Raw genomic sequence first — 16,400 nt, forward strand, 5'->3', positions numbered from 1 at the left:
TTGATTCTTTCTTTTTACTTACTCTTACAATAATAGCATATTTAACTTATTTTTTTTATATTTTAATAGAAAATATCCGGAGATTTCTTTTAGTCTGACATCTTTAAATCAAAAAAAAATGAAATAAGAGCTTTTAACTAGAAAAAAAGCGAGTCGAACAGCTTCATCTAACCATAAAACTGCTTAGTCATTTAGGCTTTTTCAAACACAATAACTAAATCCTAATCAAGGAGTAATTCTCTATACCTATTATAGAAAAAGAACCCTTTACTATCATCACAGCTGTTTGCGAAGATAATAAAGGGTTCTTAAGCCTGTCTTGGTTATCTAAAATCAGCATATTAAGCTGAAATAACTTTTCTGCCTTTACGACGTCTGCTTGCTAAAACACGACGACCATTTTTTGTACTCATACGTTTACGGAATCCGTGAACTTTTTGACGTTTACGTTTATTTGGTTGATAAGTTCTTTTCATCTTTGTTCCACCTCCTGAAATTATAACTATCCATCAATATATATAGACATACTTTGATAGTATAACGAGTAAACTAGTCATTTGTCAATCTAATTTCATAAATTTGTTAGGAAGAATTGGAAAAAAACTTATCCACAATTTGTTATTTTTCATTTTTAACTGTGGATAGTTTTTTTCTCATCTAAAACTTATTTTTTATTTAATCCACAGTTATACACATAAAAACACCTTGTTCAAAACTTATGCACATAGCAAGTAAAAATTGTGGAAAACTATTATAAATACCTTTATACTAGGTTTTTTTTGCCACAAAAGTTATGTGGATAAGTTTCTTAAATACGATTAATCCACAATTTGAAATTGGGCTGTGGATATCTTTCAACACATCTGTGTATTTTTTTTCCACAATTCACAATTTACCTGTGGAAAAAGTTGAAAAAAAATGCTAAAATTCTATGTGCTTATCTTTTTGTGGATTATACTAGGTCCTAGCTGATATGTTTTAATATGTAGTATTTTCAGATATTTTTACAGAAAACCTGAAAAGTAATGGAATTAATTAATGAGAATTCTCGAATTTTTCAGCAATTTTATTAGAAATCAAGCTTATATGGTGCATAAGTAGCGCTTTCTGACGATGACTTCTAAGAAAATTGTGCAACTATTCGTTATTATTGTTTTTTGCGTTCTCTAAATACAAAATACTAGAACTAAATTCAAGCGTTTGTTTACTGTTTACTCCATTCATATACTTTTTTTCAATGACTTAAAACAACGCTATTTTACAGCAGATAGCTACCTAGGTTTCTTTATAAATAAAAAATTCTTTTAAGGAGGACACTATATGACCGATATGGAAAGTTTCTGGAAAAGCCTAGAAGAAGCTTACCAGTCTGTTTTATCTGCACCTAGTTTTGATGCTTGGATAAGAACTACTCAGCCATTAAAATTAGAAAATAATCAATTGTGGCTAGAAGTTCCTTCTGCCGTTCATAAAAATTATTGGGAAAAGAATTTATCAGCAAAAATCGTAGAAACAGGATTTAAATTGACTGGCGCAGAAGTAATGCCTCATTTTATTGTGACAGATGAAAAAGAGACGATGTCTATTATTGAAGAACAACAAGAACTTGTGGAAGAATTGACGACTGTACCAGATTTAGGGAAAAAAGCCCAATTAAATCCTAAATATACTTTTGATACATTCGTTATCGGTAAAGGAAACCAAATGGCCCATGCTGCGGCTCTCGTTGTCGCTGAAGATCCTGGCTCTATTTACAACCCGCTATTCTTTTATGGGGGAGTTGGATTAGGAAAAACGCATTTGATGCATGCAATTGGTCATCAAATGTTACAAAATCAACCAAATGCTAAAGTAAAATATGTTAGTAGTGAAACATTCACGAATGAATTTATTAATTCTATTCAGAAAAAAAGCTCAGAAGAGTTTCGAGAAGAATATCGAAATGTTGATTTACTTTTGGTCGATGATATTCAGTTTCTAGCAGAAAAAGAAGCGACACTAGAAGAATTTTTCCATACCTTCAATGATTTATATAATGAAAATAAACAAATCGTGCTCACAAGTGATCGACCGCCGAATGATATTCCAAAATTACCAGAACGATTAGTTTCTCGTTTTGCTTGGGGACTTTCAGTCGATATAACTCCACCCGATTTAGAAACTAGAATTGCTATTTTGCGTAAAAAAGCTGATGCTGAGCGTCTTGAAATTCCTGATGATACACTCAGTTATATTGCAGGCCAAATCGATTCCAATATTCGTGAATTAGAAGGCGCCTTAGTACGCGTTCAAGCCTATGCAACCATCAATGGTGAAGATATTACAACGAGTTTAGCTGCTGATGCGCTAAAATCATTGAAATCAATCGGTGTTAAACACCATCTGTCTATTTTAGAGATTCAAGAGGAAGTCGCAAAATACTACCATATCCAGTTAAAAGATTTAAAAGGCAAAAAACGTGTAAAATCAATTGTTGTTCCTAGACAAATCTCAATGTACCTTTCAAGGGAAATGACGGATAATTCTCTGCCAAAAATTGGTGCAGAATTTGGCGGCAAAGATCATACAACAGTTATCCATGCTCATGAAAAAATTCAACAATTACTGGAAAAAGATGTGACAATGCAAAAAGAAATTCATGAAATTAAAAATCTGTTAAATTCTTGAATTGTGGACAAATAGAAAAAAAACGAAAAGTTTTCCACAAGTTATGCACAAGTGGAAAACTTAGAACTTTCTTTGGTTTCACTACTTTTCCACAGAATTAACAGGCCCTACTACTTTTATTATATTTATATATATAAATACAAAAGTCTTTCGCGATTTTTTATCTGCATAAATTTATTCAAAAAGGAGTTCTATTTATTATGAAAGTTACGTTAAAACGTACGGTATTTTTACAGGAGTTACAAACTGTGCAACGAGCAATTTCTTCCAAAACAACGATCCCTATTTTGACAGGGGTAAAAATTGTTTTAAATGATGAAGGATTGACTCTAACAGGTAGTAATACCGATATCTCTATTGAAAGTTTTTTAAGTAAAGATGATGAAAAAGCACAAATGACGATTGAATCGACAGGAAGTATTGTCTTACTTGCTCGTTTCTTTGGTGAAATCATCCGTAAATTACCTGAAGATTTATTTACATTAGAAGTACTTGAAAACAATCAAGTAGCTATCACTTCAGGAAAAGCTGATTTTACCGTTAATGGGTTGGATTCAGATAATTATCCACACCTTCCAGTAATCGATGTAACAAATCAGATTAAATTGCCTGTTCATTTGTTGACTAAAATCATCAATGAGACTAGTTTTGCGGTTTCTCCTCATGAAAGTCGTCCAATTTTAACAGGTGTTCATTTTATCTTAGAGAATCAGCAACTTTTAGCTGTTGCTACAGACTCACATCGTTTAAGTCAACGAATTATTCCCATAGAGCAGTCAACAGAGAATTTTAATATTGTAATTCCTGGTAAAAGTCTCTTAGAGCTTTCTCGTTCATTAACAAATGAGGAAGAAATGGTTGAAATCAGTATTATGGAAAATCAAGTTTTATTCAAAACAAAGAATATGTACTTCTATTCTCGTTTGCTAGAAGGAAATTATCCTGATACGAACCGATTAATTCCAACTAGTTTTAATACTGAAATTGAATTTTATGTTCCTGAGCTACTTTCAGCAATTGAACGAGCTTCTTTATTGTCACATGAAGCGAGAAATAATATCGTTCGTCTATCCATCACTTCTGATTCTGTGGTTCTTTACGGAAATTCACCAGAAGTCGGTAAAGTAGAGGAACCATTAAATTACAGCAATGTCACAGGGGATCCTTTAGAAATCTCTTTCAACCCAGACTATATGAAAGATGCGTTACGTGCGTTTGGAGATATGAGTATTGTCATTAAATTGATTTCAGCTGTTCGTCCTTTCACGTTACAACCTACAGAAAATGATTTGAACTTTGTTCAATTGATTACTCCAGTTCGAACAAATTAAAGTATTTCTGAAATTTTGAAGGAAAGCGATAATTCATAAACATGTGAGTTATCGTTTTTTTTATGATTTATTCCTTCAAAGTTTTCTTTTTTATGAAGTGTATTTTTTCCGTCAAAATGAAAATAAATGAAAAACTTTCAGTTATTCATTCGGTAAAATTTCTTATTAAAATGCTTTTTAAGAGTTTTTTAGTCTTAGGAATAATTTTTATCGTTTATAATCAAAACTGCTTAGAAAGAAAATTAGAAGGATAAATTTGTTTTCTCCTATAAAAAAGAGTATAATGTTAGATAAGAACGTGAAAACTAAAAAGAGGGATGCAATTTGAAAAAAACACTTGTTTTAGAAACTGATTTCATGACATTAGGTCAATTCTTGAAAGAAATCAATGTAATCAGTAGTGGTGGACAAGCTAAATGGTATTTGGCAGAAAATACGGTGTTTGTCGATGGAGAATTAGAAAATCGCCGTGGAAGAAAGTTGTATGCCGGTATGATGATCGAAATACCTGATGAAGGTACTTTTTTTATGGAGAAAAAAGAAGACGGGTCAATCGATGAGGCTGAATGAACTTTCAGTAACAAATTATCGCAACTACGAGTCTTTGACCTTGGAATTTCCTAAAACGTTAACCGTTTTTTTAGGAGAAAATGCGCAAGGTAAGACCAATCTTTTAGAGAGTATCTATGTTTTAGCAATGACCCGCAGCCACCGAACGAGTAATGAAAAAGAATTGATTCGTTGGGATGCTGAATCGGCAAAAATTAGCGGGATTATCGAAAAACGAACAGGTACGATTCCATTAGAGATATTGATTTCAAATAAAGGGCGTAAAACAAAGGTTAATCACATCGAGCAAAAGCGGCTCAGCTCGTATATTGGTCAACTGAATGTTATTTTATTTGCCCCTGAAGATTTAACCTTAGTTAAAGGATCGCCACAATTTCGGCGAAAATTTATCGATATGGAATTAGGACAAGTAAATCCAATTTATTTGTATGATCTTGTTCAATACCAAGCGGTTCTAAAACAACGAAATCAGTATTTAAAACAATTGGCTGAAAAAAAACAGACCGATTTGCTTTATTTAGATATTTTAAGCGAGCAGTTAGCGGAATTTGGTAGTAAAGTCTTAGTTTCGCGCTTAGAATTTGTCAAAAAACTAGAACACTGGGCTAATTGTCTACATAAAAAAATCAGTCATGAAAAAGAGCAATTGACGATTGAGTATTTTTCAAGTATCCCAATAGATAAAGAAAATTTTTCACAAGAAGGTATTAAAGAACAATTATTACAAAGTTTTGCAGATAATCGGAAGCGTGAGCTATTTAAAGCGAATACTTTTTTAGGACCACATCGTGATGATTTGATTTTTATTGTAAATGGTCAGAATGTTCAAACGTATGGTTCACAAGGCCAGCAACGAACGACGGCTTTAAGTGTAAAGTTGGCTGAAATTGATTTAATGTACGCTGAAACTGGCGAATATCCTGTTTTATTACTGGATGATGTAATGAGTGAGCTAGATAACGAGCGACAAATTCATTTATTAGAAACAATCGAAGGAAAGGTTCAAACCTTTTTAACGACAACTAGTTTAACGCATTTGAATGATAAACTAACTGTTGAGCCAGATATTTTTACTGTTCATCAGGGAGAGATAGAGAGGGAATTGAAACTATGACAGATGAAAAAAAGAACATGAAAGAACGTGCGAAGGAATATGATGCCAGTCAGATCCAAGTACTGGAAGGTCTAGAGGCTGTCCGCAAACGTCCTGGGATGTATATTGGCTCAACGAGTTCAGAAGGGTTACACCATTTAGTTTGGGAAATCGTTGACAACTCTATCGATGAAGCATTAGCTGGTTTTGCAACAACCATTCAAGTAGTGATTGAACCAGATGATAGTATTACCGTAATTGATGATGGTCGTGGAATCCCAATTGATATTCAAGCAAAAACGGGACGTCCTGCAGTAGAAACGGTCTTTACTGTTTTGCATGCGGGTGGGAAATTTGGCGGCGGCGGTTATAAAGTTTCTGGTGGATTACATGGGGTAGGTTCTTCAGTCGTAAATGCGTTGTCTACGACACTGGATGTAAAAGTCTATAAAGAAGGCAAAGTTTATTACCAAGAATTCAATCGTGGAGCAGTGGTTGCCGATTTAAAAGTAATCGATGAAACAGATCGTCATGGAACAACAGTTCATTTTATTCCCGATCCAGAAATTTTTACTGAAACAACGGTTTTCAATTTTGATAAATTAGCAACTCGTGTTAGAGAACTGGCCTTTTTAAATCGTGGTTTAAGAATCTCAATTGAAGATAAACGTGCAGAAGAATCCGTGCTTAAAGAATACCATTACGAAGGCGGAATCAAGAGCTATGTAGAGCATTTAAATGCTAATAAAGATGTCTTGTTCCCAGAACCAATTTTTATCGAAGGAGAACAACAAGAAATTACGGTTGAAGTATCCATGCAATATACAGATGGGTATCACTCCAATTTATTAAGTTTCGCAAATAATATTCACACGTATGAAGGCGGAACACATGAATCAGGATTTAAAACATCGCTAACTCGTGTGATTAATGACTATGCTCGTAAGCAAAAAATCATGAAAGAAAATGATGAAAATCTGACAGGTGAAGATGTTCGTGAAGGACTAACCGCTGTTATTTCAATTAAACATCCTGAGCCTCAATTTGAAGGTCAAACAAAAACTAAATTAGGAAATTCAGAAGTTCGTACGGTTACAGATCGTTTGTTTTCTGAGTATTTCAATAAATTTTTAATGGAAAATCCAACGGTTGGGAAACAAATCGTTGAAAAAGGTTTGCTAGCATCAAAAGCACGCTTAGCTGCGAAAAGAGCGCGTGAAGTAACTCGTCGTAAAGGCGCTTTGGAAATCAGTAATTTACCTGGTAAATTAGCGGATTGTTCAAGTAAAGTACCAGAAAAATGTGAGTTATTTATCGTCGAAGGAGATTCTGCCGGCGGTTCTGCTAAACAAGGACGTAGTCGTGAATTTCAAGCGATTTTACCAATTCGTGGGAAAATTTTGAACGTTGAAAAAGCGAGTATGGATAAAATTTTGGCAAATGAAGAAATTCGTTCGTTATTTACTGCTATGGGAACTGGTTTTGGCGCTGATTTTGATGTATCAAAAGCGCGTTACCATAAATTAGTGATTATGACCGATGCTGATGTCGATGGCGCACATATTCGTACGCTATTGTTGACACTATTTTATCGTTTTATGCGTCCAATTGTTGAAGCGGGTTATGTATATATTGCGCAACCACCATTGTATGGAGTAAAACAAGGAAAAAATATCACGTATGTTCAACCAGGTAAAAATGCTGAAGAAGAATTAGCTCGTGTGATCGAAAGTTTGCCTAAATCACCTAAACCAAGTGTTCAACGATATAAAGGTCTTGGAGAGATGGATGATCATCAGTTATGGGAAACTACAATGGATCCAAGCAATCGTTTAATGTCACGTGTGAGTGTAGACGATGCAATTGAAGCGGATCAAATATTTGAAATGCTAATGGGTGACCGAGTAGAACCTCGTCGTGCTTTTATTGAAGAGAATGCTCACTATGTTAAAAACCTAGACATTTAGGTAACCATGCTTTTTCTATAATGGTACAAGAGAATGAGTTGTAGACTTACAAAGTTAGAGGAGAAAAATTCATGAGTGAAGAAATGAAAGAAAATATCCAAGATGTCAATTTAACCAGTGAGATGAAAGAATCCTTCATTGATTATGCGATGAGTGTTATTGTTGCCAGAGCCTTACCTGATGTTCGTGATGGATTAAAACCGGTTCACCGTCGTATTTTATATGGAATGAATGAATTAGGTGTAACACCAGATAAACCGCATAAAAAATCAGCCCGTGTTGTTGGAGATGTAATGGGTAAGTATCATCCACACGGGGATTCATCGATTTATGAGGCAATGGTTCGAATGGCGCAACCGTTTAGTTACCGTAGCATGCTTGTAGATGGCCATGGAAACTTTGGTTCTGTCGATGGTGATGGCGCCGCTGCGATGCGTTATACCGAAGCTAGAATGAGTAAAATTGCGTTAGAGATGTTACGCGATATCAATAAAGATACTGTGGATTTCCATGGAAACTATGATGATTCAGAACAAGAACCAGATGTATTACCGGCTCGTTTCCCAAACTTATTAGTGAACGGAACAACTGGGATTGCTGTTGGGATGGCGACTAATATTCCACCGCATAATTTAGCGGAAGTGATTGAAGCCGTTGGTTTATTGATGGAAAATCCTGATGTAACAACCAACGAATTAATGGAAGTTTTACCTGGACCAGATTTTCCAACTGGTGGTTTAGTTATGGGGAAATCAGGGATTCGTCGTGCGTATGAAACGGGTAGGGGTTCGATTACTGTTCGAGCAAAAGTCGATATTACTGAAATGGCAAATGGCAAAGAACGTATTTTGGTTACTGAATTACCTTACATGGTTAACAAAGCCCGTTTGATTGAGCGTATTTCTGAATTGCATCGTGAAAAACGAATCGAAGGTATTACTGATTTACGTGACGAATCTTCTCGTGAAGGAATGCGGATTGTGATTGATGTACGTCGTGATGTGAGTGCTTCCGTTATTTTAAATAATTTATATAAAATGACTGCCTTGCAATCTTCTTTTGGGTTTAATATGTTAGCAATCGAAAAGGGTGTTCCAAAGATTTTAAGTTTGAAACAAATCCTTGAAAACTATGTTGAACATCAAAAAGTTGTTATTACTCGTCGTACAGTCTTTGATAAACGAAAAGCTGAAGCACGTGCGCATATTTTAGAAGGTTTACGAATTGCCTTAGATCATATTGATGAAATTATTCGCATTATCCGTAACGGTACTGTGGATGCTGAGATTCAAAAAGAATTGATGGAACGTTTCGACCTTTCTGAAAGACAAGCACAAGCGATTTTAGATATGCGTCTCCGTCGTTTAAGTGGTTTGGAACGCGATAAAATCGAAAATGAATACCAAGAATTACTAAAATTAATTGCTGACTTAGATGATATTTTGGCTCGTCCTGAACGTGTCGTTGAAATTATTAAAACGGAGTTAGGCGAAGTTCGCGATAAATTTGGCGACGCTCGTCGAACAGAATTACTTGTTGGTGAAGTCTTAAGTTTAGAAGATGAAGACTTGATCGAAGAGGAAGAAGTCGTAATTACATTAACGAACAATGGCTATATCAAACGTTTAGCAAACAGTGAGTTCCGTGCACAACGTCGAGGTGGACGTGGCGTACAAGGTATGGGCGTTCACGATGATGACTTTGTGAAAAACTTAGTGTCATGTTCAACTCATGATACATTACTATTCTTTACTAATAATGGAAAAGTTTATCGTGCTAAAGGCTATGAAATTCCTGAGTATGGTCGAACAGCTAAGGGAATTCCAGTGATCAATTTATTAGGAATTGATTCAAGTGAAAAAATCCAAGCAATTATTGCGGTCGAAGGACAAGCTGAAGAAGGACATTATCTGTTCTTTACGACGAAAAAAGGAACGGTTAAACGGACTGCAGTCCAAGCCTTTTCTAATATTCGAAGCAATGGTTTAATCGCTATTGGTTTGAAAGAAGAGGATGAATTAGTGAATGTAGTTATGACCAATGGCGAACAAAATATGATTATTGGTACGCACAACGGTTATTCAGTGACTTTTGCTGAAGGTGCCGTACGAGATATGGGACGAACAGCTTCTGGTGTTCGTGGAATTCGTTTGCGCGAAGATGACTATGTCGTAGGAGCCTCTTTGTTGGACGCTGACAGAGAAGTTCTAGTCTTGACGGAAAATGGCTATGGAAAACGCACAAAAGCTTCTGAGTACCCTGTGAAGGGCCGTGGCGGTAAAGGAATCAAGACGGCTAATATTACGGCTAAAAATGGCCCGTTAGCTGGTTTAACGACTGTTCGTGGAGATGAAGATATCCTAGTAATCACAAATAAAGGTGTTATCATCCGTTTCAATGTTGATTCAGTTTCGCAAACGGGGCGTGCAACGCTTGGTGTCCGTTTGATGAGAATGGAAGAAGAAGCAAAAGTTGTGACGATGGCTGTGGTCGAACCAGAAGAGATTGAAGAAACAATTACTGAAGTGGATGTTGAAGTCGTTGAAACCATTGAAGTTACTGAAACTGAGACAGATGGTTCGGAAGATTCTGCCGAGTAATCGAAAGATTGATTAAAATCGTAGTAAAAATAAATTTATTAATCAAAAAGATTGCATGATAAAATAAAGTTTGCTATGCTAGTTCTACACTAATTAAATCAAATCCCTTTTAGGGGAGTAACCAGCAACAGTTTTGTTGCGACGGTGTCAACAGTAAGTCGATCGTGAAAATGATCTTCTGGTGCCGTATGAAATGGTGAGACCTAAAACAAGAAATTTCTTGTTTTAGGTCTCACTTTTTTTGTTACTTTATAGTCAATAATTTATCTGGAGGAGAATGAAGTTGAAAAAGATAGAAGAGGTATACAAACAATCAATGGAACAAATTTTTACTGAAACAAATAGTACCAAAGAAGGATTGTCGAATGAGTCAGCTCAAAAACGATTAGCTGAAGATGGGCCTAATCAATTAAAAGAGGCGCCAAAAAAATCAAGTATGCAATTATTTTTAGAAACGTTTAAAGATGCGATGGTGATTGTTTTACTAATCGTTGCTGTCGTTCAAATGGTGATGGGGGCATGGGTAGAATCAATCGTGATTTTTGCTGTTTTGTTATTAAATGCTGTTGTTAGTGTGATTCAAACGAAAAAAGCAGAAGGATCTTTAGAAGCGTTGAAAAATTTATCAGCACCTAATGCAAAAGTAATTCGAGCTGGTAAAGAGCAAGTAGTTGCAGCGAAAGACTTAGTGGTTGGAGATATCGTGATTCTTGAAGCGGGTGATTATGTACCAGCTGATGGGCGATTGATTGAAGAAGTTTCACTTAAAGTTGATGAAGGAATGCTGACAGGTGAATCTGTACCAGCCGAAAAAGAATTAGCAGAAATTAAGCAAACTGTCCCAATTGGTGATCGCATAAATATGGTATTTAGTGGTACCGTAGCTACTTATGGGCGAGGAAAATTTTTAGTAACTGCTATCGGAAGTCAAACAGAAATAGGGCAAGTTGCAGGAATGTTGGAAAGTACAACATCACAAAAAACGCCATTGCAAAAAGGCTTGGATCGTTTTAGTAAAAAATTAAGTTTAGCAATTTTAGTATTGTCACTTATCATTTTAGGAGTTCAGTTGGCGCGTATCTTTTTGGGCGATAATTCAGGTAATTTGACGGAAGATATCGTTAATGCCTTCATGTTTGCTGTAGCAGTTGCGGTGGCAGCTATACCTGAAGCGTTGCAATCGATTGTTACAATTGTCTTATCGATTGGCACGAAAAAAATGGCGAAACGTCATGCGATTATTCGAAAATTACCAGCAGTAGAAACACTAGGATCGACCAGTATCATTTGTACCGATAAAACAGGAACATTGACTCAAAATAAAATGACAGTCGTTGATGCTTATTTACCAACACGATCAGAAAATTATGAACAAGAAGCAACAAATTGGTCTAAAGAAGAAAAACGTTTGATGGAAATTAGTTTGTTAGCCAATGATGCCGTTATTGCCGAAGATGGGACAAAATTAGGCGATCCAACAGAAATCGCTTTTGTTGATTTTAGTGAAAAACATCAATTTTCAGCAAAGTCACTTCGTCAAAATTTCCCAAGAATCAGTGAGTTACCGTTTGATTCTGATCGAAAGTTGATGTCTACTTTACATCAATTAGAGGATGAATTAGTGATGATGACGAAAGGTGGTCCAGATATTGTTTTTGCTAGAAGTAATCGTGTTTTAGTGGATGGAGAAATCATTCCATTAACAGACGATTTACGTCAGACTCTACAAGAAAAAAATGAAGCATTCTCGACTCGTGCGTTACGTGTATTGGCATTTGCTTATAAACCTTTGGAAGAGCGTAAAGAGTTGACATTGGAAGATGAGCAAGAGTTAGTTTTAGTAGGTTTATTAGCAATGATTGATCCACCTCGTGAAGAAGTTTTCCAAGCGGTTAAAGATGGAAAATCAGCGGGCATCAAAACGGTCATGATTACTGGAGATCATAAAACAACAGCAGTTGCTATCGCGAAAGAGATCGGGATTTTCGAAGCAGGAGATAAAGCTTTAACCGGTGTTGAACTGGATCAATTATCTGAAGATGAATTAACAGAAATATTAGAAAAAGTAACGGTTTATGCGCGTGTTTCACCTGAAAATAAAATTAGGATTGTCCGTTCTTGGCAACAAAAAGGAAAAATTTCAGCGATGACAGGAGATGGCGTGAACGATGCGCCAGCGTTGAAACAAGCGGATATTGGAATTGCAATGGGAACAGGAACTGATGTTGCCAAAGATGCAGCAGCGATGGTTTTGACTGATGACAATTTTGCTTCGATTATTCGAGCGGTTGAAGTGGGTCGAAATGTTTTTGATAATATTAAAAAAGCTGTTTCTTATTTATTTGCTGGGAATTTAGGCGCGATCATTGCGATTATTTTTGCTTTAGTGATGGGGTGGGAAAATCCGTTTACAGCATTACAATTATTGTTTATCAATCTAGTGAATGATTCTTTACCTGCAATTGCTTTAGGAACTGAAAAAGCAGAACCAACGATTATGCAACGTCCGCCAAGAGATCCTAATAGCGGTATTTTTACAGGATCAACGTTAAAAGCTGTTACTTATCGCGGCATCTTAATTGCTATTGTTGTAATTATTGCTCAATGGTTAGGGATGCAAACTTCTGCTGAAATGGGTGTTGCGATGGCGTTCTCTACGTTGATTTTAAGTCGTACCTTACAAACATTGCCTGCTCGTTCCACTATAGAAACAGCATGGCAAGCTGGTTTATTTTCAAATCGTTTAGTTTTATTGGCTGTTGTTGTTTGTGGCGGTCTATATAGTGTGACATTACTTCCTGGTTTAAGAAGTATTTTTTCTATCCCAGCTAATTTTAGTTTTGAACAAGTAGGGCTTTGCTTAGGATTAGCCTTTGTAGCAATGTTGTTGATGGAAGCGACAAAATTAGTTTTTGTTCATTTTCAAAAACCAACGAAATAAAATGAGTAGACAGTAAGATTAAAAAAATGAAAACCAACCAGAGTAAAGTTGATGAGATAAACGTGAGTGGTAGACAAAAGTGTTTAACTTCAAAAGAGTCGCTTTTGTCTGTCTCACACTTCTTCAACTTTTTCGGTTGGTTTTATTTTTTCGTTTATTTATGATTTTTATTCATTAAAGTGCAGCGACCAATACTGGTCAATTCATGTTGATCATTATAGATTTTACCTTCCCAAATTTGTAGTGAGTTACCAATATGATCAGGCGTTGCAATAATGGTCAGATTTCCATCGGCAACACTTTTTAAATGATTTACTTGCAGATCAATTCCAACCGCAAAATTCTTCTTAGTATCAAAATGTTCGTTAGCTCCTATACTACAGGCCGTTTCAATCAATACGCCATTCATTCCACCGTGTAAAAGACCAAAAGGCTGTTTATGACAGTCTGTGACTTGTAGGGATAAAATCACTCTATCTTTAGAGATTTCTTTTGTTTGAATTTGTAAAAATTCTAGTAAATTCATCTCGTTATCATCCTTCCTAAACTTAGCTACGATTCAGTATAGCACAGAAAAAAAGCCGGTTGAAAAGAATTACTAACAAAAAATAATGAGCCAATCAAAAATTTTGCTGAACTCTTTTTTTATTGTGATATACTACCTAGTGAGGTGAATGTGAATGGTGAATATGAATGACGTTGCTAAAAAAGCCAATGTCTCAAGAGGAACAGTATCCAATTATATTAATCATGTAAAAATCAATCCGGAATTAGCGGATCGAGTAAAAAAAGCGATCGAAGAGTTGAATTATATTCCGAATCAAGCGGCTCGATCGTTGAAAAAACAGGAAAGTGACATTATAGCCTTTATTTTGCCAACCATTTGGACGCCGTTTTTTTCTGAGTTAGCTTATTATATTCAGTTAGAATTACAAAGCCATAATTTGAAAATGTTATTATGTAATTCTCAAAATGACTATAATTTAGAATTAGACTATATAAAAATGGCGCAAGAGCAAAAAGTAAAAGGGATTTTGACCATTTCTTATAGTGATATCGCGCCATATTTGATTTCAGAATTACCAATCGTTTCGATCGAACGATATTTTAATAGCTGTATTCCTTTTATAACGAGTGATAATTTTGGCGGAGCGCGTTTGGCGGCAGAACAATTGCATCAACGTGGTTCGAAGCGCTTATTATTGATTTTACGCGATATCCCTAATAATCTTGGTATTTTTGAACGGATGAATGGTTTTATCGATTATTGTAAACATCATGGTCTTGAATATGAAGTTCTTTTAGATAAAGGCGATTCATTGAATTTTCCCAAACGTTTAGATGCTTTTTTTAAAGAGCGTTATGCTGATTCGTGTCCATTTGATGGCATTTTTGCAGTGACTGATCGCTATGCAGAATTTGTGTTCAACGCTTTTACACAATTGCCTTGGTCAATCCCAGAAGATGTCCAATTGATTGGTTTTGATGGGGCTAGAAGTTTTTCAAATCAATCATTAGTGATTTCGACAATGACACAAAATGTTCATGAGATTGCGCGTTTAAGTGTGGATGAACTTGTTCATTTTGATGCTACAGCTAAAAAACAAAACAAACATATTTTACCGGTTGAATTTACCGCATTTAATACAACTAGAAAATTGGATGAGGAATAAATCCAATTTTTTTTGTGAAAGCTCTTGCTTTTTTGGAACGTTCCAAATATAATGATAAGCATAGATGGAACGTTCCATAAGTTCGTGATATTTTGATAAATTAATCAAGGAGATGAAAAGATTGGATTACAAAAAAATTGCCGAAGAAGTATTAGCAGCTATTGGGGGAAAAGAAAATGTGGCAAATGCTGCCCATTGTGTAACCCGTTTACGCTTAGTATTACATGATAGTGATAACTATAATAAAGAAACTTTGGAAGGAATCGAAGGTGTCAAGGGAGTCTTTTTTAATAGTGGACAATTACAGATTATTTTTGGAACAGGAACAGTAGAAAAAGTATTTGCGGCTTTCCAAGAAGTTTCAGGAATCAAAGAAGCCTCATTGCAAGATGTTAAAGCATCTGGTACGAAACAACAAAATAAACTACAACAAGCATTCAAAGTATTTTCTGATATTTTTATTCCAATTATTCCAGCTTTTGTAGGAGCAGCAATGATTTTAGGACTAAAATCATTATTGACCACCTATTTTGGCTTTCTAGGCGGTTCAATGGCCGAAGAGTGGCTATGGGCAAATGATTTAGCTAGTTTCTTAGGTGTTATTGCGACAACGTTTGCTTATTTACCTGTATTGGTGATGTACTCTGCGACGAAACGTTTTGGTGGAAATCCGATTTTAGGTTTGGTCTTAGGCTTTGTAATGATTACACCTGATTTACTGGATCGAAATGCCTTTATTTTGGGAAATTATAAAACAGTTGAATATTGGCATGTCTTTAATTGGTCAATCCCTCAAGTTGGGTTCCAAGGTGGTGTTTTTCCTGCGATTTTAACTGCTTGGTTCTTATCAAAAACAGAAGCGTTTGCTAAGAAAAAAACACCTCAGGCATTGAGTTTTATTTTAGTTCCAACGGTTACGATTTTATTTTCTGCGTTAGCATTATTCCTAGTGTTTGGTCCAATTGGGAATGCGATTGGAGCTGGTTTAGGTTGGATTATTGATATTTTATATAATAAAACAGGTTTTATTGGTGCCTTTGTTTTTGCTGCATTATTGCAACCACTTGTTGTAACTGGGACCCAACATGCGATTCAAGCCATCGAAGCTCAATTAGTTGTTACAACTGGATACAATTATATTCAACCCCTATGGTCCGTTTCAATTATTGCTCAAGGTGGCGCTGCATTAGGCATGTTCTTTTTAGCAAAGAAAAATTCAAAACGTCGTGAAGTTGCCATGTCCAGTTTTGTACCGACACTATTTGGGATTTCAGAACCAGCTATCTTTGCAGTAAACTTACGTGATTCAATTGTACCATTTTTAGCTGCGTCATTTTCAGCTGGGATTGGCGGTGCCTTTATGAAGATATTTGATGTGAAAGCAACTAGTTTTGCTTTGACTGGATTACCAGGTTTGACGATTGTTTATCCACCTAGATTGGTTCTTTATATTATTGGGAATTTGTTGGCATTTGTGTTACCAATTATTATTCTGTTTTTATGGAACCAAACAAAAGGCGTTAAAGGTGCAGAAATCGGTAAAGGTAGTACCTTATAA

11 protein-coding genes are annotated in these 16,400 nt (G+C 35.5%); 9 read left to right on the forward strand and 2 right to left on the reverse strand.

Going from position 1 to position 16,400, the window contains the following annotated elements:
* Nucleotides 1-341: 341 nt before the first annotated feature.
* A complete protein-coding gene (gene rpmH / locus ACYSNW_RS09010; RefSeq protein ID WP_002356012.1) occupies nucleotides 342-476 on the reverse strand; it encodes a 50S ribosomal protein L34 in 135 nt (44 codons plus the stop codon).
* Nucleotides 477-1,320: 844 nt separating this feature from the next.
* Between rpmH and dnaA the strand changes: the two genes are divergently transcribed.
* From dnaA to ACYSNW_RS09045, 7 genes are all read left to right on the forward strand, one after another.
* Nucleotides 1,321-2,667: a chromosomal replication initiator protein DnaA gene (dnaA, locus tag ACYSNW_RS09015; protein ID WP_461744155.1), complete on the forward strand. Its 1,347-nt coding sequence runs from the start codon at nucleotides 1,321-1,323 to the stop codon at nucleotides 2,665-2,667.
* A gap of 200 nt (nucleotides 2,668-2,867) precedes the next feature.
* Nucleotides 2,868-3,998, forward strand: coding sequence for a DNA polymerase III subunit beta (gene dnaN, locus ACYSNW_RS09020; RefSeq protein WP_461744156.1), 1,131 nt, complete (start codon nucleotides 2,868-2,870; stop codon nucleotides 3,996-3,998).
* Nucleotides 3,999-4,322: 324 nt separating this feature from the next.
* A complete protein-coding gene (yaaA, locus tag ACYSNW_RS09025; RefSeq protein WP_461744157.1) occupies nucleotides 4,323-4,568 on the forward strand; it encodes a S4 domain-containing protein YaaA in 246 nt (81 codons plus the stop codon).
* A complete protein-coding gene (gene recF, locus ACYSNW_RS09030; protein ID WP_461744158.1) occupies nucleotides 4,555-5,682 on the forward strand; it encodes a DNA replication/repair protein RecF in 1,128 nt (375 codons plus the stop codon). Before yaaA ends, recF begins: the two co-directional genes overlap by 14 nt.
* Nucleotides 5,679-7,628 (forward strand): DNA topoisomerase (ATP-hydrolyzing) subunit B, encoded by a 1,950-nt coding sequence (gyrB, locus tag ACYSNW_RS09035; RefSeq protein ID WP_461744159.1) that lies wholly within the window; start codon nucleotides 5,679-5,681, stop codon nucleotides 7,626-7,628. The genes recF and gyrB overlap by 4 nt, the downstream gene beginning before the upstream one ends.
* A gap of 71 nt (nucleotides 7,629-7,699) precedes the next feature.
* Nucleotides 7,700-10,228, forward strand: a complete 2,529-nt coding sequence (gene gyrA, locus ACYSNW_RS09040; protein WP_461744160.1) for a DNA gyrase subunit A — start codon at nucleotides 7,700-7,702, stop codon at nucleotides 10,226-10,228.
* Nucleotides 10,229-10,544: 316 nt separating this feature from the next.
* Nucleotides 10,545-13,169 carry a cation-translocating P-type ATPase gene (locus tag ACYSNW_RS09045; protein ID WP_461744385.1) on the forward strand — a complete coding sequence of 875 codons (2,625 nt, stop codon included), beginning with the start codon at nucleotides 10,545-10,547 and terminating at the stop codon, nucleotides 13,167-13,169.
* A gap of 154 nt (nucleotides 13,170-13,323) precedes the next feature.
* Here the strand turns inward: ACYSNW_RS09045 and ACYSNW_RS09050 are convergent, their stop codons facing one another.
* On the reverse strand, nucleotides 13,324-13,695 hold the full coding sequence (locus ACYSNW_RS09050) for a PaaI family thioesterase (RefSeq protein ID WP_461744161.1): 372 nt from the start codon (nucleotides 13,693-13,695) through the stop codon (nucleotides 13,324-13,326).
* A gap of 154 nt (nucleotides 13,696-13,849) precedes the next feature.
* Here ACYSNW_RS09050 and ACYSNW_RS09055 point away from each other — a divergent pair, with 154 nt between their 5' ends.
* Both ACYSNW_RS09055 and ACYSNW_RS09060 read left to right on the forward strand, forming a co-directional pair.
* Complete coding sequence (locus ACYSNW_RS09055) at nucleotides 13,850-14,842, forward strand: LacI family DNA-binding transcriptional regulator (RefSeq protein ID WP_461744162.1); 993 nt, start codon at nucleotides 13,850-13,852, stop codon at nucleotides 14,840-14,842.
* Nucleotides 14,843-14,963: 121 nt separating this feature from the next.
* Nucleotides 14,964-16,400, forward strand: a complete 1,437-nt coding sequence (locus tag ACYSNW_RS09060; protein ID WP_461744163.1) for a PTS transporter subunit EIIC — start codon at nucleotides 14,964-14,966, stop codon at nucleotides 16,398-16,400.

The organism is Enterococcus sp. LJL99 (assembly GCF_054871725.1).

Coding starts and splice junctions, on each gene's coding strand:
- rpmH (WP_002356012.1), bottom strand. CDS start 476: ATGAAAAGAACTTATCAACCAAATAAACGTAAACGTCAAAAAGTTCAC.
- dnaA (WP_461744155.1), top strand. CDS start 1,321: ATGACCGATATGGAAAGTTTCTGGAAAAGCCTAGAAGAAGCTTACCAG.
- dnaN (WP_461744156.1), top strand. CDS start 2,868: ATGAAAGTTACGTTAAAACGTACGGTATTTTTACAGGAGTTACAAACT.
- recF (WP_461744158.1), top strand. CDS start 4,555: ATGAGGCTGAATGAACTTTCAGTAACAAATTATCGCAACTACGAGTCT.
- gyrB (WP_461744159.1), top strand. CDS start 5,679: ATGACAGATGAAAAAAAGAACATGAAAGAACGTGCGAAGGAATATGAT.
- gyrA (WP_461744160.1), top strand. CDS start 7,700: ATGAGTGAAGAAATGAAAGAAAATATCCAAGATGTCAATTTAACCAGT.
- ACYSNW_RS09045 (WP_461744385.1), top strand. CDS start 10,545: ATGGAACAAATTTTTACTGAAACAAATAGTACCAAAGAAGGATTGTCG.
- ACYSNW_RS09050 (WP_461744161.1), bottom strand. CDS start 13,695: ATGAATTTACTAGAATTTTTACAAATTCAAACAAAAGAAATCTCTAAA.
- ACYSNW_RS09055 (WP_461744162.1), top strand. CDS start 13,850: ATGGTGAATATGAATGACGTTGCTAAAAAAGCCAATGTCTCAAGAGGA.